The organism is Chitinophagales bacterium (assembly GCA_017303415.1).
Classification (GTDB): Bacteria; Bacteroidota; Bacteroidia; order Chitinophagales; family Chitinophagaceae; genus SpSt-398.
The window spans coordinates 1,958,119-1,979,201 of the sequence record JAFLBJ010000001.1; the positions used below are offsets into that span (position 1 = coordinate 1,958,119).

Annotated in this window: 16 protein-coding genes and 1 tRNA gene; 6 read left to right on the top strand and 11 right to left on the bottom strand. The window is 46.6% G+C overall.

What is annotated here, in order from left to right:
* Window positions 1-95: 95 nt before the first annotated feature.
* Together J0M30_08505 and hscB are read right to left on the bottom strand one after the other, a co-directional pair.
* Window positions 96-179, bottom strand: a tRNA-Leu gene (locus J0M30_08505).
* An 18-nt stretch (window positions 180-197) separates the two neighbouring features.
* Entirely contained in the window at window positions 198-698 is a 501-nt protein-coding gene (gene hscB / locus J0M30_08510; GenBank protein MBN8667533.1) for a Fe-S protein assembly co-chaperone HscB, read from the bottom strand.
* A 90-nt stretch (window positions 699-788) separates the two neighbouring features.
* Here hscB and J0M30_08515 point away from each other — a divergent pair, with 90 nt between their 5' ends.
* From J0M30_08515 to J0M30_08530, 4 genes are all read left to right on the top strand, one after another.
* Window positions 789-1,394, top strand: a complete 606-nt coding sequence (locus tag J0M30_08515) for a sigma-70 family RNA polymerase sigma factor (GenBank protein ID MBN8667534.1) — start codon at window positions 789-791, stop codon at window positions 1,392-1,394.
* Window positions 1,387-2,151, top strand: coding sequence for a hypothetical protein (locus J0M30_08520; protein MBN8667535.1), 765 nt, complete (start codon window positions 1,387-1,389; stop codon window positions 2,149-2,151). The genes J0M30_08515 and J0M30_08520 overlap by 8 nt, the downstream gene beginning before the upstream one ends.
* Window positions 2,152-2,291: 140 nt before the next feature.
* On the top strand, window positions 2,292-2,705 hold the full coding sequence (locus tag J0M30_08525; protein ID MBN8667536.1) for a hypothetical protein: 414 nt from the start codon (window positions 2,292-2,294) through the stop codon (window positions 2,703-2,705).
* 7 nt (window positions 2,706-2,712) lie between these two features.
* On the top strand, window positions 2,713-3,537 hold the full coding sequence (locus J0M30_08530; protein ID MBN8667537.1) for a DUF4382 domain-containing protein: 825 nt from the start codon (window positions 2,713-2,715) through the stop codon (window positions 3,535-3,537).
* Between the two features lie 32 nt (window positions 3,538-3,569).
* Here the strand turns inward: J0M30_08530 and J0M30_08535 are convergent, their stop codons facing one another.
* Window positions 3,570-6,398, bottom strand: a complete 2,829-nt coding sequence (locus J0M30_08535) for a CHAT domain-containing protein (protein ID MBN8667538.1) — start codon at window positions 6,396-6,398, stop codon at window positions 3,570-3,572.
* A 45-nt stretch (window positions 6,399-6,443) separates the two neighbouring features.
* Window positions 6,444-7,220, bottom strand: a complete 777-nt coding sequence (locus J0M30_08540; GenBank protein MBN8667539.1) for a hypothetical protein — start codon at window positions 7,218-7,220, stop codon at window positions 6,444-6,446.
* Between the two features lie 163 nt (window positions 7,221-7,383).
* Here J0M30_08540 and J0M30_08545 point away from each other — a divergent pair, with 163 nt between their 5' ends.
* Window positions 7,384-8,586: an alanine dehydrogenase gene (locus J0M30_08545; GenBank protein ID MBN8667540.1), complete on the top strand. Its 1,203-nt coding sequence runs from the start codon at window positions 7,384-7,386 to the stop codon at window positions 8,584-8,586.
* A gap of 36 nt (window positions 8,587-8,622) precedes the next feature.
* Here J0M30_08545 and J0M30_08550 read toward each other — a convergent pair whose 3' ends face one another.
* The 3 genes from J0M30_08550 to J0M30_08560 form a co-directional block, all read right to left on the bottom strand.
* The gene (locus J0M30_08550) at window positions 8,623-9,342 is read right to left on the bottom strand and encodes a methyltransferase (protein ID MBN8667541.1); all 720 of its coding nucleotides are present in this window, start codon (window positions 9,340-9,342) and stop codon (window positions 8,623-8,625) included.
* A 5-nt stretch (window positions 9,343-9,347) separates the two neighbouring features.
* Window positions 9,348-10,394: a tRNA (adenosine(37)-N6)-threonylcarbamoyltransferase complex transferase subunit TsaD gene (tsaD, locus tag J0M30_08555; protein ID MBN8667542.1), complete on the bottom strand. Its 1,047-nt coding sequence runs from the start codon at window positions 10,392-10,394 to the stop codon at window positions 9,348-9,350.
* 127 nt (window positions 10,395-10,521) lie between these two features.
* Entirely contained in the window at window positions 10,522-15,273 is a 4,752-nt protein-coding gene (locus tag J0M30_08560; protein ID MBN8667543.1) for a translocation/assembly module TamB domain-containing protein, read from the bottom strand.
* A gap of 211 nt (window positions 15,274-15,484) precedes the next feature.
* On the opposite strand from J0M30_08560, the gene J0M30_08565 reads away from it, so the two are divergent.
* Window positions 15,485-15,736 carry a hypothetical protein gene (locus tag J0M30_08565; protein ID MBN8667544.1) on the top strand — a complete coding sequence of 84 codons (252 nt, stop codon included), beginning with the start codon at window positions 15,485-15,487 and terminating at the stop codon, window positions 15,734-15,736.
* On the opposite strand, the gene J0M30_08570 is transcribed toward J0M30_08565, so the two are convergent.
* From J0M30_08570 to J0M30_08585, 4 genes are all read right to left on the bottom strand, one after another.
* A complete protein-coding gene (locus tag J0M30_08570; GenBank protein ID MBN8667545.1) occupies window positions 15,737-16,165 on the bottom strand; it encodes a GNAT family N-acetyltransferase in 429 nt (142 codons plus the stop codon).
* Window positions 16,166-16,180: 15 nt separating this feature from the next.
* Window positions 16,181-17,821, bottom strand: coding sequence for an ATP-binding cassette domain-containing protein (locus tag J0M30_08575; protein ID MBN8667546.1), 1,641 nt, complete (start codon window positions 17,819-17,821; stop codon window positions 16,181-16,183).
* Window positions 17,822-17,951: 130 nt separating this feature from the next.
* Entirely contained in the window at window positions 17,952-20,000 is a 2,049-nt protein-coding gene (locus tag J0M30_08580) for an OmpA family protein (GenBank protein MBN8667547.1), read from the bottom strand.
* 16 nt (window positions 20,001-20,016) lie between these two features.
* Entirely contained in the window at window positions 20,017-21,030 is a 1,014-nt protein-coding gene (locus tag J0M30_08585; protein ID MBN8667548.1) for a PorP/SprF family type IX secretion system membrane protein, read from the bottom strand.
* Between the last annotated feature and the right edge of the window lie 53 nt (window positions 21,031-21,083).

Genomic DNA, 21,083 nt, shown 5'->3' on the forward strand with positions numbered 1-21,083 from the left:
GTTGGAGGTTGGAGGTTGGAGGTTTCTTTTCATGCGTCCCATCGGGACGCAGGGTTGGTAACAAAAAAACCTCCAGTACAACTGGAGGTTTTTTGTGCCCGAGATCGGAGTCGAACCGATACATCCTTGCGGACGGCAGATTTTGAGTCTGCTGCGTCTACCAATTCCGCCACCCGGGCGTTTTTGAGCCTGCAATATTACGTCATTCCCGTCAATTGCTCCTTCATACGATCGAGATATTTTTTGCGGTAGTAATACTCTTTTACCTCCATCAATTCTGCTGTGGTTGTAACACCTTCCTGGTATCCTTCAATTATGGATCGGACGGGAGAATATATTTCCTCTTCCAGTGCGGCGATCTGCTTCCGGAGTGCCTCAGGTTCCCCGGCATCCATCAGGGCCTCGTTCAGGTCCATGACCTCCATTAGGAATTCGGGTGACAAGGCATACTTCTCCTCTTCCTCCAACAGCCCTTTTAGCTTCAATACATATTTGATCGTTTCATCAGGGTTTTGAAAGATCCGGTAGGCCTGGTTGAGCTGGGCCGACTTTTCGAGGGCGCCGGCCTGGTCCTCCAGGCTCGCATTGGCATGATAATCAGGGTGATATTTTCGGCTCAGCGCAAAAAAACGCCCGGATAGGGCGACCGGGTCTGGTTTCAGGCTGACGGGAAGTTCAAAGAGTTCAAAATAATCCATTGTGGGGGCTTCGTACTGAATATTTTAACAAATAACCATAGTTTCGGTTACAAAAATAGGCCCTTCGTTTACAAATAAAGGAATCACAGCATGGAATTAAGGAATTTGGTACCGGACCGCGAGATCCTGCTTAGCCTGCAAACAGGTAGCCGGATGAATGAGACCATTCGTGTCCTATACCGTGACCATTTTGAAAACCTGTCCTGGTTTATCCAGAACAACGGCGGAAACAGACAGGATGCAGAAGATATCTTTCAGGAAGTGATCGTCAGTTTCATCGATCTCGTTCGCAAAGACAGGTTCCGTGGAGAATCGAGTATTAAAACCTTCCTTTTCTCCGTAAATAGAAACCTCTGGCTGAATGAATGGAAAAAAAGGGACAGGGCCATGATAAGAGAACAAAAATATGAGGCCGCTGGTACAAAAGAAGAAGCAGATATCAGCCATCAGATCGCTGAAAAAGAAGAACGGGACCGGTTGATCGCACTTGTTGACCAACTGGGAGATACCTGCAAGAAAATACTGCTGCTCTTTTATTACGAAGGCCGCTCGATGAAGGAAATTTGGGAAGAACTGGATTATGACAGCGAGCAGGTGGTTCGCAACAAGAAGCACAAATGCATGAAAAAACTGGAAGAACTGATCAACGCCAACCCATCCATAAAAAACACACTTAAAACATTATTGAATGGATAATTCTACTCAATACGACAGTGATGAACGATTGTTCCGTTATATCGACGGAGAAATGGAAGAGGAGGACAAACGAAGCCTGGAGGCCGACCTGCAACAAGATGCAGCCCTCCTGGAAAAATTGACCAGCCTCCGCATGGCCCGGGAAGCCATTCTCCAATATGGCCTGAAGAATCAGGTGGCTTCCATTCATCAGGATATTATGAAGGAACGCAATACTCCTGTTGTCCCCATGCGCCAGAACAATTTTCGTCGCTGGGCCATTGGAGTGGCCGCTACTGTGCTCTTTGCCTGGGCATCTATTCAGGCCTATCAATATTTTTCCCTGACCCCGGAGCGGGTCTATGCCCAGCAGTTTTCTTCGTATGAACTACCCGTTCTTCGTAGCGAAGAACAGAAAAATTCCAGTGAAATGGAAACGGCCTACCGGGATAAAGACTTCAACCGGGTGGTGCGTTTATGTAAATTGAATTCCGGATTTACGACCCGGGAGAATTTCCTCTGTGGCATGGCGGAAATGGAGTTGGGTAATTTTTCAGATGCTATCCGTTCCTTCAATCAGATCATTCAGTACAATACCGCCAATGCTACCCGCGATTACCTGGATGAGGCCGAATACAACCTGGCTCTTGCCTATTTAAAGAACGGCGAATTTAACCGCTCCCTGGAACTTCTCCGTTCCATCCATAATGACCCCAGGCATGTGTACCACCGGAAAGTGAGTAGCCGATTGATCAAACAGGTACAACGACTCTCTTAGTCTTTCTCTACAGATCCATAGCAGCAGGGCTGTTCAGTTCACTGAAACAGCCCTTTTTTTTATTTTAAAGTTACAACATGGATATCGGCGGTGACTAATTTGAAAGTACACATTGTATCACACCTTATAAAAGTATAATCATGAAAACAACACACAGTTGGCTAACCGGACTTTTTCTTTCGATACTCCTCGTATCCTGCACCAGTCGCCTGGATGACAGCAATAATACCAGCCAGGTAGCTACCTCTGGTAGCTGGCGGGTTACCTTGTTCACCGATAGTGGGAACGATGAAACCACCGATTTTGCAGGCTACACCTTCACCTTTAATGACAATGGCACCATCAACGCGGTAAAGAACGGCATTACCCAAAGCGGAACATGGTCGGTGACCTCGGCTAAATTCAATATCGACCTGGGTCCAAAGATCGATGCCAACAAACCCCTGGGCGAACTGACAGATGACTGGAAGATCCTGTCTACAACCAATACAGAGATCCGCCTGGGCGATGATAATGCCTCCAGCAATGAATTTCTAACCTTCACAAAAAATTAATCAGTATATGAAAAACACCCCCTTATTTATTCTGTTCCTGGCCCTTGGCGTAATCGGTTTCTATGCCTGTCAAAAAGAAAATTCAGCAACCGAGGGACTCGATGGCCCGTCTAAATTCACCGTTTACCTGACCGATCACCAGACACCTGTATTTGACAGTGTGTTTATTGACCTCCAGCAACTGGAAGTGAAATTGGAAGATGATTCCCTGGCCAACGATGGTTGGGTTTCCTTGACCATTGTACCGGGAGTATATAATATCCTGCGCTTTCGAAATGGCCTGGATACGCTCTTTGCCACAGGTACTTTACCCAATGGACACATTCGCAAGATCCGCCTGACCCTGGGTACACAGAACAGTGTGATGAAGGATGGTCAGCGGTTTCCCTTGAAAGTAAAAGACAACGACCGCGAAGTGGTGATCAATATCAGCAGTGAGAATTTTGATATGCCTACTCCGGGTGAGGTCCAATTCTGGATCGATTTTGATGCAGCCCGTTCCATTCGGGTGGATAACAGTGGCTCCGGCAATAATAATGGCTATGAGTTGAAGGCCCATATCAAAGCCTTTACTAAAACAAAATCAGGTCGGATCGAAGGACGGGTATTCCCTGCCGCGGCTGATCCGGTGGTACTTGCGATCAACGGCTCCGATACAGCCACCGCAATTCCGGAAAGACATGATGGCGAATTCAAGATCATGGGACTGAATCCAGGTACCTATACCGTGATCTTTGACGGAAATAACGGGTATCAGGACACCACGATCACCAATGTGGTGGTACGCCGCGGAGAGGATACACATTTGCCCACGATCACCTTGCGTCAATAAAATATTTCAACTCCTATGTTGACCCCCTGAACTTACCCTGGTAAGTTCAGGGTTTTTTTTTTCCGTGCCAATGAGATACCAACAAGTATTACCATGATCAACAGGGCAGGCAGGGCATACTGCCATACAGGTCGATGTACCTGCGTTTCATATTCACCTATATAGATTAGGTGTCCCCAGTATTCAGGTGTTTTCAAAACCGGATCGATGTTCTCATCATTCAGCAGATCAAGTTTAGCTTGTCTCAGCGCTGCATCTTTGGTCAACCCTTTTTGCAAATGATCATGCAATCGCCGCGTGATAAAGGAAGTGGTCCTGTCCTCTGCCTTCCACAACGAAGCAATAATATTGGGGCAGCCGGCATAGGAGAAGGCCCTGGTCAGGCTCATCATTCCTTCTCCATGAACCAATTGGCCCGTACCAGTTTCACAGGCACTGAGAATTACAAGGTTGGTGGAGTCAAGCCGCAGATCGTAGATCTCACGGGCAAATAATTTATACTGGCTGTCGGCCGGATAAAAGGAGATATAGGATTGCAAGGGTTCAGAATCATTCGCCCGGGCATGGGTAGCGAAATGAATGATGGGATAGCGGTTGGCATAAAAAAGCAGGCTATCCTTGGTTGCTTTCTCATTAAAGAGAATATTACCAGGTAAGCCGCTTAACTCGCTGGCAGAATAGGGCAGGGGCTCAAAGCCACCCTTTTTCTCCTTGTTACTAAAAGGAGCCAGTCCAAGGGTAAGTCCCGGAATGGAAGTGATTGGGACACGCTTATCCAGCAAGGCGGTTGTATATTGGTATTGGATGCTGAAATCCTCCAATAAGTAACGGCCTTGGGTATCGGTCAGTGTTTCAAATGGAATATAGTTCAGTTCATCATCAGGGATGATAATCAGCCGTTGGATGCCATTCAAATCCGCACGAATGGGTTCTATGAGTTGGTCATACAGGTTTCCGGAAAGGGTCAACAGGTCGCGGTGTGTACCCTGACCGGTAAGTCTTAACCTTATAAGAAAGGAATCAATTCGGGTAAAGAAAGTCGGATCGATGGGGATGATCTTATAGTGAAAACTTCCCCGACGGATAACATAGGCCAGCATGTGTTCTTCTGACAAATGAAAAGAGAGTAACGCGGTTCGGCTGTCGAGGATATTCTCCTGCATTTTTTTTAAAGAAGGAATCCTTTCTACAATCGAGATATCCCTGTCACCACCCGATTCTCGCATTTTATCCTGTATCCTTCCCAGCTCGATCTCCTGGTCTCTGATCTGATTATTAAGCGTAGCGAGTTGAAGGGAATCGGTTAAATTGCCGGCCTTGATGGATAACCGGGTCAGGTTTCTCCGTATCCGGTTCTCTTCCTGTACCAGGGCAGCAGGAATATCACCCCGGGTTTTCAGCTCTGCCTCGCGAATATTCAAACTAAGAATCGACGCCTTATTACGCTGATCAAAAAGGTAGGCCTCTTCCTGGTAAAAAGCTTCTCCCGTAAGCTGATGAAGGGTTATGCAAAGGTCGATCGGCTTATGGTGAATATTGTATTTGATCCGGTTAAGGAATAAACGGGCCTCATCTGAATCATAGTTTCGCTCTACATAATCCGCCAAACGGAAGGCAGAACGATAGGCATCCAATGCAGCCTTGAGTAATTGTATATCTTTTTTCTGGTCATACCATAATTGAAAAGCGGCCGCCTTGGCCGAAAGGGTATTGAACAAATTGATATAGGAGAAAATTCCGGAATAGGCGCCTGGGTTGATAAAGATATCCGGGTTATTGAAGTCATTGTCAAATTGAATGATGGCCTTATGGTAAAGCACCACTGCTTTTTCCTGTTCACCTTCTGCACTTAGTACATCCCCTTTATACCGCAGGGTGAGACCCAGTGTTGAATTCTTCCGGCTTCCTTGTTGTTCCTGGTTTAGCTTTTCGGCAAGTTGTAAATAGTATTTACTCGAATCATAGTTTTTCAGATTGAAATAGGCCAATGCAAAATTATTGGCCAACCGGGCGGCAACCGGGCCTTTCAAAGGGATCTGACTAAAATACTGAAGCGAACTACGAATGGAGCCCAGGTTGAGATTGATAATACCCATATTATGCAGGATATCATGGCGACTGACATTAAAGGGTAGTATCTGTTTGTAAAGTTCAATGGCCTCGTCGTATTCCTCCAGTTTGGTAAGGGTAGCCGCCAGGTTATTGTTATAGCTGACAAAGAATTCTTTGTAGTTGACATCCGACCGGGGGAGGGTGGAAACCGCTTTGGCAAAATAATTTCGGGCCTGCCGAAAATTTCCCGTCTCATAAAAAAGAGCCCCGAGTGAATTGAACAACCGCCCCGATTCCTGTATCCCCTGGGGATAGAGATCGGCTATCGCTTCAGCCTCCTTGAACTGAAAAAGCGCGGAATCCATGTTGCCAAGCGAATAGTAAATATTTCCGCTATACAGCAAGGGTTTAAAAAGGGAGGAGTCCTTAATACCAAGATGGATGGATTTGACCGTAATGGCAGCACGGTAATGCGCTTGCGCCTCGGCTAGTCGGCCAAAGTAGTGATCGATCTCACCGCTTTTAAAATGACAATAAAAACGCAGGGAATCATAGGGGATACCTGACTGGTCCATGCGCTCCAGTAGTGCCACAAACCCTTTTCGGGCCTCTTCGTTTAACCTTTCCTCTTCCTCTACTGACAGCCCAAGCCGTTCAGAGGCATTATCAGCATAGTCATAGAGCCGGTTTACCTGGCGGTAAGTTTCAAGAAAGGCAGACAGACTGGTTTCTTCCTGCTGTCCCTTTATGAACGGAAGCAAAATTATACCGCTGAAGAAGAGGATAGTGATGAACAGGTATCGCCGCAAGCCAACCATATTGATTGGTCAAATGTAATCAAATACAGAGAGCTATCATTGCCCAACAATGATAATGCAGGGGGGGCGGGGACGTGCCAGCCTTTGGGTGCCACCTGTACGCAGAATGGTGCCGGCATGGTCGACCAGGAGAATATCCCAGAGGTATTGGGGAATATCCGCCTGGGTATTGTAATAATAGAGTTTGATCTTGAGTTTATTCAGTTCTTTTCGGCTGGGGTCATCCATCCGGTAATAATAGGTAAATTCCTTTTGGTCATCATTGCTGCTCAACAGGCCGCCATTGCGCATGGTGGACAGGAGATTGATAGAGCCATTGCTCAGGGAAACGGCACATCCCTGACTATTACAACCATTGCCATCATCAAATACATTATTGGTGCCGGTGCCAAATAAACCGGGTTGATACGGTTGTCCATTGGCATTATATACCGGAATGGCCAGGGTATCATTATTGGCCAGGTTGTAGATCTTATCGTAAAAATTTAATCCGGAAACAACGATCATGGTGGAGGTAGAGTCACCGTCGGGAGATACATGGGTGATCTTATACCGGAGTCCACTTTCTGAATTATTGACCTTGATAGTACCGTTATCGTCATCGATTTCAACACCATCGGGGAAACCGATGTATTCACCAGGTCTCACCTCGGTAGGCCGGATCTCATACTCACCCAATGCTGGATTTACATAAAAGATCGAATCACCATAGCTCAGTACATAGGGGTTCTCCTTGGCATCACCTTTCCGACATGACCAGGTAAAGCCTAGCATCGCTATACTGAGTAAGGAAAATAAGACCCTTGATCCCATGCTTTTTCTTTTTGTACTACTCAAACGGGCAAATGTAACCACCCGTATGCCTCTATTAGCAAATTTTGTGCTAAAATATTACATATTTTAGATTATTTGATTGATTATCATCAGTTTGTTCGTTTGCCGAATTACTGGCAAATTTGCCCAAGATTTAAGCCATATGATTAAAATAGGACTGATACGGGAAGGAAAGAGACCGGCCGATAACAGGGTGGCCCTGACACCCGCCCAATGTAAATGGGTACACAGAATGAGCGATCAGGTGAAAATCATCGTACAACATTCCCCGGACCGGTGTTTCCCAGACCGCGACTACCTCCATGCCGGGGTGGAAGTAAAGGAGGATATAAACGAGTGCGATATCTTTTTTGGCATTAAGGAGGTTCCGGTGGATCAACTCATACCCGGTAAAACCTACCTCTTCTTTTCCCATACCAAAAAGAAACAACCACATAACCGGGGTCTCCTGAAAGCTATATTGGACAAAAAGATCACCCTGGTGGATTACGAGTGCCTGGAGCATGAAGACGGGCAACGGATCATCGGGTTTGGTTTTTTTGCCGGAGTGGTGGGGGCCCATAATGGGATGATGGCCTATGGACTCCGGAAAGGCCTGTATAACCTTGACCGTGTTTATAAACAAAGAAGTTTTCGGGAATTGATCCACACGTATTTTGGATTAAGACTCCCCAACGTTAAGATCGCTGTTACTGGTTCAGGGCGTGTGGCCCACGGCCTCCTGGAAGTGATGAACCTGATGGGGATACACGAGGTGGAGCCAGATGAATACCTGGCAAGGCGATTCTCCTATCCTGTATATACGCAATTGAAAGGAGCCGATCTTTATGCCCATAAAGAAACAGGGAAATACAGTCGCGAAGATTTTCACCATCACCCGGATCACTATCAATGTAAGTTTCTTCCGTATTCAGAACAAACAGATATCCTGCTCAACGGGGTATATTGGGAAAAAGGATTGCCCCGGCTTTTTGAAAAAGAAGACATCCGTTCAGACCGGTTTATCATCCAAACTATCTCCGATGTTACCGATGATGAGAATGGTTCGGTACCGATCAACCTGGGTGACCAGACCATTGAAAGCCCTGTATATGGAGTGGACCGGCAATCATTGGAAAAAACGGCACCTTATCTCCCCAATTCGATTGATGTCTTGGCAGTAGGAAATTTGCCGAATGAATTGCCAAGGGATGCAAGCCGGTATTTTGGGGAACAATTGATCAAGTATATTTTGGAAGACCTGGTAAAAGGTGGCTCCCCGATCATTGACCGAGCGACAATGGCAAAGAATGGGTCGCTGACGGAGGGGTATAAATATTTGGAGGATTATGTGAATGGCCTATAGGAAGTTTCTCGCAGCGTTCGCTACGAGAAACGGATTTCACAAATAGTAATCCTTCACCAGTCCACGAAAGAACGCACTATAATCATTCCCCTCAATAGCTATAATCTCTTCCGATTCGTAAACTAACAATGGTTTTTCCAGGGAGGCGCGTAATAAAATACGCGAAGGCAACGCCTTGCCTGTCGGTTTGATCTCGACCCATTCCTCCACAAAAAGCCCTGCCTTATGTAGCATGGTATGAATAGCTTGTTTACGTTTGAACGGCAACAACGCATGAAACCTTCCCTCCTGCTTCATATTGTTTTTTACCCAATCAAATAATTCCTCCAGCAATAACCCTTCTCCATGGTGCGCGGCCTGTTTACCCGGGCTGGCGGATGGTATTTCCTTTTCATAAAAAGGGGGATTGCTTATGATCTGGTCATATTTTTTTTCGGGGTGAAAATGATGCAGGTCTTCTGTGATCACGTTGATCCTGTCTGACCAGGGGGAGGCTTTTATATTTTCTGTGGCCTGCGCCGCAGCCTGGGGGTCGATCTCAATGGCATCTATCCGGGCCTGTGTTTGTTGCGCGATCATGAGGCTAAGCAGGCCCGTGCCGGTGCCAATATCCAGAAAAGATTTAACACCGTTCTCCTGTTGTGCAAGATTTTGGGCTACCCAGGCGCCAAACATACAGGCATCGGTGGTAACCTTCATGGCACACCGGTCATGATACACCGTAAATTGTTTGAACTGAAAATAAGGATTGGGCATGGGGTTCAGGATTCAAATTCTGAACGGGCCGTAACCGTTGTATCAAGAGGGGATCGCTCTCCTTCGAGAAATTTGTAGTAAGCGGTAATGGCGATCATTCCGGCATTGTCCGTACAATACTGAAAAGCGGGGATAAATGTATTCCATCCCTGTTCTTTCCCAAGTTCCTCAAACGATTTTCGCAACCCGCTGTTGGCAGACACTCCTCCTGCAATACAGATGTCACGGATACCGGTAAGAATGGCGGCCTTCTTTACTTTATTCAGCAGGATGCTAACAATACGGCTTTGAATGGAGGCACAGATATCAGCCAGATTTTGCTCTATAAATAACTTACGTTCCTCCTCTGTTGCCATGCTCTCTTCTTTATACACCTGGCTCTTACCGGCATTTTGTAAAAAATAGAGAATGGCGGTCTTTAACCCGCTAAAGCTAAAGTTGAGTCCGGGTATCTGGGGTTCGGGAAACCTGAAACGATTGGGATTCCCGGTTGCTGCATATTTATCGATGAGGGGACCACCGGGATAGGGGAGTCCGATTAACTTGGCTGATTTATCAAATGCTTCTCCGGCCGCATCATCAATGGTTTCTCCAATGACCTGCATGGAGGTTGGGGAATCGCACCGTACGATCTGTGTGTGTCCGCCACTAACGGTGAGGCAGAGAAAGGGAAAATCAGGTCTGGGCTCATCGATCAGGTTGGCCAATACATGTGCCTGCATGTGGTGTACACCGATCAGGGGTACATTCAAGGTGAGTGCCATGGATTTGGCGAATTGTGCGCCTACGAGTAAGGAACCGATCAAGCCCGGGGCACGGGTAAAACCTATCGCGTCTATTTCGGTTGGCTTTATGCCTGCAGCCTGCAGGGCTTCATGTACTACCGGAACGATCTTTTGCATATGTGCGCGGGATGCGAGTTCAGGTACAACGCCACCATAGGCCTCATGCACTTTTTGCGTAGCGATGAGATTGGATAGAATCTTTCCGTCGCGGCAGACAGCCGCTGATGTTTCGTCACAACTGGATTCTATGGCGAGGATGGTTGGCATGTAGTGATTTTTTTTGTTTCTCGCGGCGTACGCAAAGCATAATGCGAGCGCAACGACAGTCTTCATTTCGATTTGATTAAGGCCGCTGCGTCCTCCAATTTCTTTGCGTGCGCTGCGAGAAAAATCGCTAAGGTGATTTCTTTTTCTTTTTTCTTGGTAATATATAATCAAATTCTTTCCGAAAGGCCAGGCTCGTTCCATATTTACGGGCCTTACTGTTGGAGGTAAAGCTGGCGCCGGTCAGAAAATCAATATTTTCTTTGTAGAAGAAGGTCGCTCGGAGGGACCCGCTTTTATTGATCAATATCTCCGTGGTAATATTGGGGAGCAACTGAGTGGAATAGTTGGCGTCGGCCCTGATGGGTACATCAAAAGCGCCTTCAACGGTTAAGATGATCCGGTTGTCAAGAAAGGATCGTCCTATGGTAAGATTGGAGCTGGCACGGTCAAAGCCTATCGTGCTTGTACTCTGGTTAAAGAAATCACGCTGGAAAGAACTGCTGAAATTGATACGCAGGTTGGGATCGATCTTGGTCAAAAAGTTATTCAGCAACTTGTTTACTTCATTGGCGATCTTTCCTGTGATGGTATTGACCACGGCATCTCCAAACGAAGTGATGTCGGCGGTGGAATTGCCCAGCGGAGCGAAATTATCCGACAGGATCAGATAGGCTACCTGTTTATTCAATTCATCTTCATTGTTCTGAAGCTGTTTAAAAGTGAAGGAAAGTTCGGGGTCGGTCTTGGCGGGACTGCCTTCGGGAAAATCGAGGGCAAAACTGATATCGGGACGGAAGAGATCACCTCTCAGTTTCGCGATCACATAAACATAGTCCCGGATATTCGCGTTATTGCTGTTGAGATTGACACCACTATTGACGATAGGGGCGAAGCTGACCTTTTTATCATTCTTATACATCGCGTCGATCCGGATATTGGCATTATAAGGGTCACCGGTCCATTCAATATAGTTTCCGGCATTTTTCAATAATTCAAATGGTTTGCGGATAAAGGACTGGAAGGTGAACATATAACTTCCCTCGGTGATATCATACCGACCGCGAATGGAAAGATCTTCACTCGTACCTGAACGGATTTTCAGGTCACCGGTACCCCTGCCCTGAATCTGATCACCGGTCAATGGGTCAAGGATCACATTGATAGTGACCAGGGTGTTGGCCCGGAGGTCCACATCGTAGGTGATATTTGTTTCCCCTCCCTGGGTACGCCCGGCGATCATCTCCTGACCATATTGTCTCTCCACCATAAAATCGGAAATGCCTGATTCGCGGCTGTCCGACGAAAGAATTGTGATATAGGAGCTGTCGTTATTGGAAGCCGTTGCATTGATCTTAAGTTGCATATCGGATTGAGGTCCGGTCAACACCAGTGAACCTGTTCCTCTTGCCCGGCCAAAGAAAGTTTGATTATCCTTTTCAGTGGTGTTCAACAACTCCAATGGCAATACACCGGTTCGCGCTGTTATATTGTACGACATATCACCAAATGATTTGTGTCGTATCCATCCTTGTACCGTAGCCTGCCGCTGGAAACGGTCACGTAACGTAAGCGTCCCCAGATTGATCTCGTCTTCGGTGAACTCAATTTCGGTATCCTGTAATTCATACCGGCATTTGGTAAAATCTACGGTGACGGCTGCATTACGTAATCTGGGTTTGCCTATCACTTTGATCTTTCCACCCGGATTGATGAGTTTGACCTTCCCCGTTGCATAGCCTTCGAGATCAGAGAACAGTGCGCCGGTAAATCGTTCTACGATATTGATGGGGTAATTCTCCGCATTCACCTCCAGCACATCGTCAATGGTACCTGTTGAATCCTTTAAATTAAATTTCAGGTCAAGTGCCACTTTTTCGTCCGGATTTGTGTTGACGGCTTTTCCTGTCAATTCACCGGTCTTACTGATAAACGTAATATTGGCATTGACCTGCCCGATCGAGTCATCATCCCAACGCAACTCATTGGTGCGGATATCTGAAAGAATATTTAATTTGTTCTGTGGATCTTCGATCATGACTGTGCCCGATGCGGCACCTTCCACTCGTCCATTTTTCATCACATAGGGAGAAATATCCCCCAGGTTGATATCTTTCAGATCGATACGCACATCATTCCAATCGCCTACATCGGAAGGAATGGTAGAGAGTTTGATCTCCTGATTGCTTTCGCGTAATATCAACTGACCATAGGAGACCGTATTCTTTCGCAGACTAAGTTCTCCATTTTCATCAATACTCCATTTTTTCCCATTCAGCACAAAGGAAGAGGAATCAAACTGAATGGATACACCGTCATCAAAGGTTTGGACGCGGGCTCCGATCTCTGTGCTACCCAGTGTTCCCGAATTCCGGTCGGTAATGATCCGGACATCCGAGATGTCATTTTGTGAAACAAAACTCAATTTGGTATTGGGCAGATAGGTACTGTCACTGAAGTTGACCTGGTCAACCGCGCCGGTAAAGCTCAGTTTTTCGAGGTCACCCCGGGCCTGTACCTGCGTATTATTGAATTGGATATTATTATAGGCAAAATAGGGGATATCGGCATCGAGCTCCAGTTCGTTTTTTGGCAGATTAATCCTTCCCTTGATGGTACTATTGCTAAGTCCGGAAATTCGCGGGTCGATGATCTTGGTCAGGTCATCTATATACCTTGTCCGGATGGAAAAAGTAAACACTTCCTTTCCAGGGTCCTGCCGGGGAGGGGCGACATAGGAGGGGTAGTATTTGTTCAGAAAAAGAGTAAAGGCAGCCGGTAGTTCACGCAGGGAAAAATCGCCTTCCACCTCACCGGAGAATTCATCCGATTCAAGACTAAGCAGTTTCTTTCCATCCTCAATATCAGAAATAACGGAAAGCCCTTTAAGGTAAAGACTGATCGTGTCCCGAACGAATTCAATATTGGAGCCGGTGATCGTTCCTAAAAAGTTATCAATATTGTCACCGGTGAAGTTCAGGTTGAATTTTCCGGTCACACCCAGGTTCTCATTGGAAAGATTGAGTGCTTTTAAAGAAGCCCTGTTGATCTCTGCCACCAGGTCGAAACTGGGCGTTTCTCCATTGAGATCGATCACCCCGTTCATTTTCATATCCAGGTTTTCGTCCTCTGCGGTGGCTAAACCGGTAAACCGGCGTTTATCCATTTGCCCGTTCAGGGTGATATTTTTATACTCATAATTTTTAACAATCACGGATTTGATCCGGCCGTCAATTCCTGCTACCAGGCTTTCCCACTCCAATCCACGGCCAAGTACTTTTCCATCAAAGGTGATTGATCCAAGATTCGAATTGTCCAGAAATTTATCCAGCTGAAAATTATTGGCGGAAATACTACCTGAATAAATGGGGGCCCTTCCTGCCGGAAGTTTCATGTTTAAGTCAGTTGTTATCCGGCCGAGGTTGGTCTGGATATTTCCATAGGTTACAAAGTCGCGAATGAACCCGGTGAAGCTACCCGTAAAGTCAAGGTAGTTGATGGAACTGAGTTTGGGGTTTTTCACTTTACGTAATTGAGGAAACAGGCCCGCTGCATCAGCGTAGTTGGTCCTGAACCGATTGGCCTTAAAGTCAATAAAGGTTTGATCGATATCCGGCAATCCCACCAGACTGATGTCTCCATTCAGGTAGGTATTTTCGCCAGCACTGATCTCCAGGTTATCCGCAAATAAATCACTTACGGTGCCACGCGCCCTTCCATTTACCCGGATCTTCTTTTTCCATTCGGAGAGGTTAGGGGAAAAGAATGCAATATCATCACTGTCGATCTCCGCATCAGCGAAATCAGCTTCCATGCTTACCTTATTGATATAGTCACCCATATCATTATTGAAATCCTCATACCGCATGGTATAGGCCTGACGAATGATACTCTTGTTTGTACGGATCTCCATTTTTGTAAAAGCCATGCTCTCGGGGGTCACTTTGGCATCGGCTACCATGGATTTTACTTCAAACCCGCTGCGCTCCTTACTGCTCAGGCTAAGCTGTGTCTGAATGGTATCTTTTTCCCAATGTAGTTGCCGGAATTCTGCTTTTATCGAAGTAAAGGCGATATGCTGACCATCAAAATAGGGAAGGGGTTCCTTACCGGCTCTTTCCGTACGAAAGGAACCATTTTTGATCTCGATCAGATCGGCCTGTAATACCCAGCCTGCTTTATTCCATTTTAAAAGGGAGTCAATGACTTTTTCGCCCTTCAGGACTTCGGGTGATTTTACAGTAGTTTTTTGAGGTCGGTTGCCTGTATATTGGCGGATCAGTAATTCGGGTTGGGAGAGAACAAGGCTATTAATGTTCGCTTGTTTCTGTCCAAAATTGATGGCTTCCGCATCCAGGTCGAGTTTGCCAACAAAAAATTTCATATCCTCACCCCGCCATTGGTCGATCTGATCAAAATGGACATTGGTTAATTCTATTTTCTTGAGGTCAAGTTCAACACCTCCTTTACCGCTACCCCCTCCACCGGAAAAATAATCAACGAGGAATTGATAATTCCAAACCGAGTCCGTTCTTTTCAATAGCACATGGGCATCTTCCAACCCAATGTACTTCAGTTCTACTTCATCTTTTACAAAGAACCAATCGGTGATGCGTACCCGAATCCGGCCGGCAGTCATCAAGGTATCCTGGTGCTGGTCTTCCACCAGTACATCATCGATATTGATTTTGTTGAAAAGCGAGAGGCTGATATGGCCGATTCTGACCTGGGCATTGAGTTTTTTGGAAAGACGGCTGGTGACCTGCCGGGTGATATAATTCTGTCCCCATTCAGACTGGATCATCAGGTAGCAGGCGGTTAGCAGGAAGAGCAGGATCCCGAGAACCCAGAGGCTTATTTTCTTGAATCGCTTCAGGGACAATTATTTAAAGGTAAATTTACTGTTTAAACCTTGTTCAACAAATTCAGTACCAATCCTTTATTTGCTAAATTACCTTAACACACCCGGCACCTGCTGTCGGTCAAATTCTACATAAACTTTTAAGGATCAACGGATAGCGGGGTACAATTTTAAGAGAACTTTTACGTTTTAGACAAGATCCTTTATCTGTAAAAACCAAATCCACCAAGGTATGACTGTCCCGTACCACAACGACTCCGCTTATATCGCCGAGCAATTTCAGTTCATCGACGATAACACCATGGATGTTTCCCGTTTGGCCTTGTACAAGATCAGTTCCTACAAATTGTCGCTGACCAATGCGGCTTATTGTATCAGCCAGACCGAGATCAAGGAGATCATCCGCAATACATTGTTGAATTATATCGAGCCGATTACGCTGCTGGCCAATGCCGGTTTCTACGAGACCGAAGTGGACAATTGATCAGAGCTTTTTCACCATCAGGTGGTGGGCAATACCCACTTCAGTGAAACCTTCTCCCACGAGGGAGTAACCACATTTTTCATAAAACCCGATCGCTACATCACGGGCATGCATCATCAGGGTATGATATCCGTTCCCCATGGCCCAGCTTTCTGCAAATTCCACGATCGCCCTTCCCCTTCCTTTGGATTGTATCTCTGAGGAGACTGCCATCTGGCGTAATTGGAGAATGCCTTCTTCATGCGGCGTTAGGATACAACAGGCGACTACCTGACCGGCTTCCATACCGGCTACAATTACATCCTCTTTTTCCTTGTCTAATTGTTCCTGTGTAAAGTCAAGCCCAAGTGGTTTGCGCAATACTTCACGGCGGAGCTCTACCATTTCTGTGTAGGAGGGAGTGCCATGCTTAATGATCCGGATGTCCATACGTTAATTTTGAGTTCAGGACTCTGTAAAGGCTCCATACATCTCTTCCCGTAACTGGTGCACTCGTTCATTCTCCAGGTATTCATCAAAGGTCATCAAACGGTCGATGATACCGGAAGGTGTCAGTTCGATCACCCGGTTGGCCACAGTTTCCATGAAAGTGTGGTCATGCGAAGAAAGAAGAACGATTCCTTTATAGGCTACGCATTGTTCGTTAAAGCTCTGGATACTTTCCAGGTCAAGATGGTTGGTCGGTTGGTCAAGGATGATACAGTTCGGACTTTGTAACATCATGCGGCTGATCATACAACGCACTTTCTCTCCTCCGCTAAGCACTTTTGTTTTCTTCATGATATCATCGCCACTGAACAACATTTTACCCAGGAAGCCACGGATAAATGGTTCATCGGCATCGGTGACCCAGTCGGGTACGTATTGACGCAACCAATCCATCAGATTGAGTTCTTCGGTAAAATACTTGCTGTTCTCCACAGGCAGATAGGCCGTGGTGACAGTAGTACCCCATTCAAATTTTCCGGTATCGGGTTTTGCTTCGTTATTGATGATATCAAAGAAGCTGGTGATCGCCAGCGGATCGCGGCTATAAAAAGCGATCTTATCACCTTTATTGACTGTAAAACTGACATCCTGAAACAACACACGGCCATCCACCGTCTTGCTCAGTTTCTCCACGTTCAGGATCTGGTTACCCACTTCGCGTTGTGGCTGGAAGATGATGCCTGGGTATTTCCGGTTACTCGGTTCGATCTCTTCAATGGTGAGTTTTTCCAGCGCCTTTTTTCTTGCAGTCGCCTGTCTTGATTTGGACGCATTCGCACTAAAGCGCGCGATAAAATCGATCAGGGCCTGACGTTTATCTTCAACTTTTTTATTCTTATCACTCAATTGGCGGGCCATCAATTGGGATGATTCGTACCAGAAGGTATAGTTACCGGTAAAGATCTTGATCTTCTGACGGTCCACATCGGCCACATGGGTACATACACCGTCCAGAAAGTGGCGGTCGTGACTTACCACAAGTACAATGTTCTCATAATCGGCCAGAAAATTCTCCAGCCAACTGATGGTTTCAATATCGAGTCCGTTGGTCGGCTCATCCAACAATAAAATATCCGGATTCCCAAACAGGGCCTGTGCCAATAACACCCGTACCTTAAGGTTACCGGGAATATCTTTCATCCGGCTGGCGTGAAATTGTTCTTTTACACCAAGGTCACTCAGCAGGGCAGCAGCATTGCTCTCCGATTCATATCCACCCATTTCGCCAAACTCGTGTTCCAACTCACCTGCACGCATTCCGTCCTCCTCGGTAAAGTCTTCTTTGGCATAGATCGTCTCCCTTTCTTTGCTAACTGCCCAGAGTTTGCTATGCCCCATCAGCACCGTATTCAGCACAGTTACTTCATCAAATTCAAAATGGTTTTGTTTGAGGACGGCCATCCGTTCTCCGGGGCTGATGGTTATCGTTCCTTTATTGGGTTCGATCTCACCGCTCAGGATCTTTAAAAAGGTGGATTTACCAGCGCCGTTGGCACCGATTACGCCGTAGCAATTGCCTTTGGTGAAATTCAGGGAAACCTCATCGAACAGGACCCTTTTTCCATAGGAGAGGGTTACGTTGTTGACACTGATCATTTTCGCTTCGTTTAAGAAGCCGCAAAGGTAGGGAAATTAGGGGGAAATGGGGGTATTTACGAGAAGCGATTAGCTATTAGTTGTTAGCCATTAGGAAATGGCTAATGGCTAACAGCTAACAGCAAAATATCTAGTATTTCTTCACATTGATCAATGCCCTCCGGTTCTTGCTCCGTCCATCGGGGTTATCGCGTCCGTTCAGGAGTTCCATCTCCACGGGGCAGCAGGCGCCAAAGGAGACAAAACTGATCCGCACGGGGTCGATCCCTTTCTTGATGAGATAGTTGGCGCAAGCCCGCGCGCGTTTGTCGGACAGGATCTTGTTATAGTTTTCAGTTCCCAATCCATCGGTATATCCCGAGATCTGAATGGTCGCACCCGGGTTCTCGAGGAGCACGGTGTAGATGGAATCAAGTTTAGCAACGGCTGGTGATTTTAGGTTGTGTTTGTCAAAGTCAAAATAAACAGTCACCACATCTTCTACCCGAATGACGAGTTTTTCTACAGGAGGTGGTTCTACCGGCGCAATACAGGCTGGTTCAAAAGCGATACGGTCCGACAGAAGATCTGATTCATCAATATTGCTGGTGACCAGCGATTGGGTGGTGTCAGTGAATTCCGACTTTTTCAAATGAACGGAGAGCCCTTTCGCCCTTTCGCCCTCCATTTGAAAACGATATTGACCTTGTTCATTTGTGGTTGTCTGGGCTATAGCCTTGCCATTTTGTTTGAGTATAACCTCTGCATCGGCAAGGGGGCTACCTGTTTTGCAATCCAGAATGATACCCGACATGGATTGAGTTTTTGGCTTTTTGGTTACCTGATAGGTTTCCAGGCAGCATCCAGTACCACGGTCAGATCCAACCAGGGCATGAGCCAGTAAAGACTGGTTTTCGGCAGCGTAGAAATAGATATCATCTCTGGATGAATTCACGGGATGACCCAGGTTCAGCGGGTGTACCCATTCATTCTCTTTTCCTTCCACACTAAAGAGGTCAAACCCACCCATACCACCTTTCCCATTGGAACTATAGACCAGGGTAGTGGAGCTGGATTGATAATAGGGTGCAATTTCATCTCCGGGTGTGTTCACCATGGCTCCGGCATTGATGGGTGTGCCAGGTTTTCCTTGCGCATCCAGCGAAGCGACCCAGATATCAAAACCTCCTTTGCCATTTTTCCGATCGGAACTGAAATAAAGATATTTGCCATCGGCAGAGCAATAAGGTTGTTTGCTGTTGGAGCCGGCGCTGTTCAAGGAATTGGCCAGTTCAGGGTTGCCCCAGGATGTACCATTCTTCCGGGCCATCCATATTTGGGAAACAGTTTGCCCATTCTCTTTTTTCCATTGGGTGAAATATAACCACTGTCCATCGGCGCTTACACTGGCTGCTCCCGTATTCCAACCAGGTGTTCCAGCAGGAATGTCCAACGGGCTTAATGCACCAAGTTGATTGCCCTGAAGACTGGCTGTATATAAACTGCTCTTGTTGGGATTTTCAGTTAAGGAAACTGTAGAGTCTGCCCTGGTACTGCTGACAAGAAATTGTCCACCGGCATAGGGAGTAAGGGCAAACATGCCTCGTTCAAAACTACCTGTTGCATCCACTTTCTTTACCTGAAAAAGAATGGAATCGGGCCGGGCCAGTTGTTGCTGGATATATTGCAGGGTTTGTAATTCTTTTTTTGCAGCCTCATCCCATTTCTTAACTGAAGAACGTGTTTCAATATATTGTTCCAGGCTTTGTCTCGCAGAATCATAATGACCCAGGCTTCGCTGGCAAACAGCAAACCAGTACAGGCCATCCACATAGGAATCCGGATTGGAACTGGCCAGTGTTTGATAGATCGAAGAGGCCTCCTGCCAGTAGTGTGCCAGGCGATAGCTTTCTGCCATTTTAGCCAGTACTTCCTCTTTGTTACGCACAACAGCAGCTGTACCACCTCTCCTTGATTTTATACTCAAAGGGAAATCACCTACTGCACGTGTCTTCACGATGGGTTTAAGGTACTGTCCATACAGGTGGGCAGCGGTGTAATACTCTCCCGCAGCAAAATATTCGTCGGCCAGGGTAAGCGGGCTTTTCCCGGTTTGGGCCTGTGTGGTGAAAAGGAGAATGGTTCCCAGCAGGGAAAGTATTCCTTTTTTCATGTCGTATTGGTACAGGTTCATCTTCATGTGAATCGATTGGAGTTTACAAACGGGCACAGCGGATAAAATCCACGATGCTGCGGGAAGCGGTACGTTTGATATAAGAAAGACTTAATTCAAAACTGTTGACATTGCGGGCCATGGCACCAAGCTTAGAGGTATTGGCATCATAACTCAACCCGATCAGGAAATTTTTATAATCCACTCCCACAAAGGGGGCGATCGCATCCTTGTACCGGTAATACCCGCCGATCATAACATCCGTTTCTGCATTTACATTAACCTGTGCATAAATTCCCAGCATGGTTTCCGTAGCAGATCCTTGTTTCATAAACAGGGCATGCGGTACAATACTGGTACGCTCACTTAAATTAAAACTGATACCTCCATGCAAGGTCATACGCATCGGGATGATGTTTCGCTCACTGCTCTGGCTGGAAACAATGGGATCCTTGGGTTTATTGATGTGGTAAAAAGCAAGTCCCCCAAAGCCATTCCATTTTTTACCCGGAGTGGCATCGTAGTACAAGGCCCCCGCACCGGCATCGAAGGTGGTGGAAGAGGTGGTAGCAAATGATTCGGTGGTCGGGTTGGAGGCATTGTACCCGGTGATGGGGTTCCATTGTTCGCCCCATTTGAATTTGGAAGCATCCACCCGGCGATTGATCAGGCCTAATTGCATGGCCAGTACCACCCGGTGGTTGTTGTCCGCTCCCAATTTTACCCCGGTATAAGCGATGGATGCATTTGCATTCAGGTAACTAAACCCGCCGTCGCCGGCCTTCTGGTTCAGTAAATTTCCTCCCAACGCGATATTTTTATTCGTACGCGTATCAAAGGAAACCCCCATGGTTCGATAGGGATTGGAAATACTGCCCCACTGGCTGCGATAGACCGCCGATACCCGGTATTCTCCGTCACTGCTTCCTGCCAGTGCCGGATTCAAATACATAGGATAGGTGTAATTCTGTGTAAAATGCGGGTCTGTTTGTGCCGCGGCCGTTACCGACACCAGACATAAGAACCCGAGCATTACTTTATGGAAGCGTCTTTTCATAATTGAGACTTTTTTATCAGCTATCAGCTTTAAGTGGTTAGCTATTAGTTGTT

Coding starts and splice junctions, on each gene's coding strand:
- hscB (MBN8667533.1), bottom strand. CDS start 698: ATGGATTATTTTGAACTCTTTGAACTTCCCGTCAGCCTGAAACCAGAC.
- J0M30_08515 (MBN8667534.1), top strand. CDS start 789: ATGGAATTAAGGAATTTGGTACCGGACCGCGAGATCCTGCTTAGCCTG.
- J0M30_08520 (MBN8667535.1), top strand. CDS start 1,387: ATGGATAATTCTACTCAATACGACAGTGATGAACGATTGTTCCGTTAT.
- J0M30_08525 (MBN8667536.1), top strand. CDS start 2,292: ATGAAAACAACACACAGTTGGCTAACCGGACTTTTTCTTTCGATACTC.
- J0M30_08530 (MBN8667537.1), top strand. CDS start 2,713: ATGAAAAACACCCCCTTATTTATTCTGTTCCTGGCCCTTGGCGTAATC.
- J0M30_08540 (MBN8667539.1), bottom strand. CDS start 7,220: ATGGGATCAAGGGTCTTATTTTCCTTACTCAGTATAGCGATGCTAGGC.
- J0M30_08545 (MBN8667540.1), top strand. CDS start 7,384: ATGATTAAAATAGGACTGATACGGGAAGGAAAGAGACCGGCCGATAAC.
- J0M30_08550 (MBN8667541.1), bottom strand. CDS start 9,342: ATGCCCAATCCTTATTTTCAGTTCAAACAATTTACGGTGTATCATGAC.
- tsaD (MBN8667542.1), bottom strand. CDS start 10,394: ATGCCAACCATCCTCGCCATAGAATCCAGTTGTGACGAAACATCAGCG.
- J0M30_08565 (MBN8667544.1), top strand. CDS start 15,485: ATGACTGTCCCGTACCACAACGACTCCGCTTATATCGCCGAGCAATTT.
- J0M30_08570 (MBN8667545.1), bottom strand. CDS start 16,165: ATGGACATCCGGATCATTAAGCATGGCACTCCCTCCTACACAGAAATG.
- J0M30_08575 (MBN8667546.1), bottom strand. CDS start 17,821: ATGATCAGTGTCAACAACGTAACCCTCTCCTATGGAAAAAGGGTCCTG.
- J0M30_08580 (MBN8667547.1), bottom strand. CDS start 20,000: ATGAAGATGAACCTGTACCAATACGACATGAAAAAAGGAATACTTTCC.
- J0M30_08585 (MBN8667548.1), bottom strand. CDS start 21,030: ATGAAAAGACGCTTCCATAAAGTAATGCTCGGGTTCTTATGTCTGGTG.